The organism is Roseiarcus sp. (assembly GCF_052145395.1).
In the GTDB taxonomy this organism is placed as follows: Bacteria; Pseudomonadota; Alphaproteobacteria; order Rhizobiales; family Beijerinckiaceae; genus Roseiarcus.
Genome location: NZ_JBKQOT010000803.1, coordinates 1 through 2,734, shown reverse-complemented (window position 1 = coordinate 2,734; position 2,734 = coordinate 1). Strand labels below are relative to the sequence as shown.

At 62.2% G+C, this 2,734-nt stretch carries 1 protein-coding gene; it reads right to left on the bottom strand.

Going from position 1 to position 2,734, the window contains the following annotated elements; translation table 11 throughout:
• Positions 1-103: 103 nt before the first annotated feature.
• Positions 104-1,528 (bottom strand): oligosaccharide flippase family protein, encoded by a 1,425-nt coding sequence (locus ACLP25_RS27665; protein ID WP_442472311.1) that lies wholly within the window; start codon positions 1,526-1,528, stop codon positions 104-106.
• Between the last annotated feature and the right edge of the window lie 1,206 nt (positions 1,529-2,734).

The window sequence follows — 2,734 nt, the reverse complement described above, 5'->3', positions numbered from 1 at the left end:
GCTCCGGTGGCGGACCGTCGAATTTGGCGCGCGCGGCGTTGATTGTGTCACGGGCGGCGCGCGGGGCGAAGCGCCTGAGGTTTTCCCAGATGTTCATCATGCGTCAGGCCTTAAGTCGGATTGCGGGAAAGCTGGCGTCGAGCAGGTCCGGCGTGAAAGACAGGGCCCACAGAGCGAAGACCGCGAGGCCGGCCGCCACCATTGCGATGCTGGGGATCACGGCCAAGCCGACGCCCGCGGAGCCGAGCGCTATCCCCACGCAGAGCACAAGGAGTCCGACGGTCACGGCTTTGAAGAAGTCCTGGCGCGCCGGCTTGAACAAATCGCGTGTGATCGCCAAGGTGACGGCGGTCGCGGTCACTTCTCCAAGCAGCCGGCCGGCCATGACAGCCTCGAAACTGTGGAAGATCAGAAGCAGCACGAAGACGAAGAGGAGAGCGCTGGTCGAAGAGAGATTGGCGATCGCCAACCGCTTGGTCCGCCCCTCGTTGAGCAGCAGGGAGGAAAAAGGGTCGCCGCGCGCTTGCCGGAAAAAAATCGAAACCGCGAGCAGGGCGGTGGAGGCCGGCGACAACACGAATTTCGCGCCGAAGACCAGCGGCATGACGATGTCGAGCAGAGCGACGACGCCCAGGGCGAACAGGGCCGCGACCAGCGGCACCAGCCGCGCGAACAGCCTCAGACGGGCGTCGAAGCGGCCATCGTCGTGTTTGGCGCCGTTGTACAATTGCGCCAGCGTGACCGTTGAGCTCAGGCGCGTGATCAGTGCGCTCGGAACATAGGTCGCGAGGTTCGCAACGGAATAGACGGCGAGCTCCGGGAGACCCAGCATACTGCCGATCAGAAACCGGTCGCCCTGAGAGGAGGTCGCGATCCCGATGCCATTGGCCATGAGGGGATAGCCGAAACGGAAGGCCCGACCGAAGTTCGGCGTGAAAAATGCGCAGCGATATTTCTCGCCGGCGACGATGTGATCGAACGTCACCTGGGCGATGACCTGAACATAGAGCGAGATGAGGAAGGCCACGTGCGACGGAATGATCCGGACAGCGACCGCGAGCACGGCGAGACTCAAGACATTGCTCGCGCCGGTCGCCCTCAGTTGCGGCCCATAGCGATAGTCGCGTTCCGCGACGCGAGGGGCTAGGTGGTCGAAGCCGCGCAGTGCGACCACCGGGCCGAGCAGCATGAAATCGAAGGTATATTGTTCAAGATGGAAGACTCGGGCGATGAGGGGCGCGGCGAGCGCCACCAGCCCGCCGAGAGTGAGGCTGCGCAAGACGGCGAGCCCGTGAGCGGCGGCGAGCGCGTGTTCATACTCCTCGCGGGCGGCCGAAAACACGTAGCGGTAGAGGGCGAAGTCGGTCATCTGCTCGAACGCGGAGATCGTCGCGGTCAAGGCGGAGACAAATCCGAGTTCGGTCAGGCTCAAGGCATGGGTGAGCAACAGCATGCGGATGAACGGCGTGCCCGTCTCGATGAGACTGACGAGCAGCAGCGTGTAGCCCTTGGTCAGATGCTGCAGCACCGTCCCTGTCCTTGTTCGTTTCCTGCGACGGGAAACAGGAAAATTGGCCGCGCGCTCGAAAAGCCGCGCAACTGACGCAAACATGTGGTCAAGCCAATCGAAAAGCTCTGGGCCCGATGTACACGCTGCTGATTTGCGATGCAACGAACATTCCCTGCGACGCCGTCGATCGCCTTCGTCGCGAGGCGCCGGAGGAAGTGGCTTTCGATCTGTCGCGAGAGAACGCATGCCGGCGCCGCGGCCGCCGATGATCGCTCACCGAGCTTCACGTGCAGGCGCCACATCCACTGCGCACGACAAGCGATACGCGCTCTTTTCGCGCTACGGCCTTCGATTCGATCGGGCGCTGGCGGCAAACGCCGGCGCGCCAACGGAGTCGTGAGCCGCGTTCGCATACCCAAGCCACCGCGGCGCAAGGAACCTCGCGACGGTCTGCCGCGCCGGGCGCCCGTAAAGAGACAAGCGCGGCCTCGGCGACAGCCCTTCAGATGACGGCATCGCGGCGTCCTTCCGGGTTCGGGCGCTAGAACGGAACAGGGTTCGCCGGTTTGGAAAACGTTTTCGACGAGACGTCGCCATATCTCGTCGTGATGGATTGGTGGTTGCGGTCGGCTGGGCCGGAAATGACCGCGACGGCGTTCTCTGGAGCGTCGCTCGTAGGGCGTCATTATCGAACGCCACCGCTCGCCGCAAGCGACGGCCGCTTGCGCTTCGATCCGTCATTCGGAGCCCACGTCATCGTAAGCCTCGCTCCGTCGCGTACGAGGATCCGCACACTGTCTCCTGGAAGACCCCGTTGTCGGTCTCCTTCGCTTTCTTAGCTAGCCGACGAAATCACTTCTGAGCGGCCGTCCGCGACCTGGGGTTTTGCCACCCCATCCGACTGCCGGATGAGGGCGCTTGCGTTTTGCCTTCCACAAAATAGTAATTGAAAAACATTACGCACGCAATGAAGAGATACATGAGCAGAACGTTCTCTCGCTGCGCAAGGACAGTCCTATAAGTGAAGTAGGCGAGCAGTGAGCAGCTTAAACCGCCCATGAGCGCGCCTTGCCACGACCGGTCGAAAAGGTAACGCTTGACTGATCTTCTACAGTTGGGGCATACCAGCCCAGCGTAAGGCATTGATATCATTTGAGGCGAGGGGCTCCGAACGCGAAAATGTAGTGCCACGTGTCTCGCGGAGTCTGTTGATTTTATTTGCGT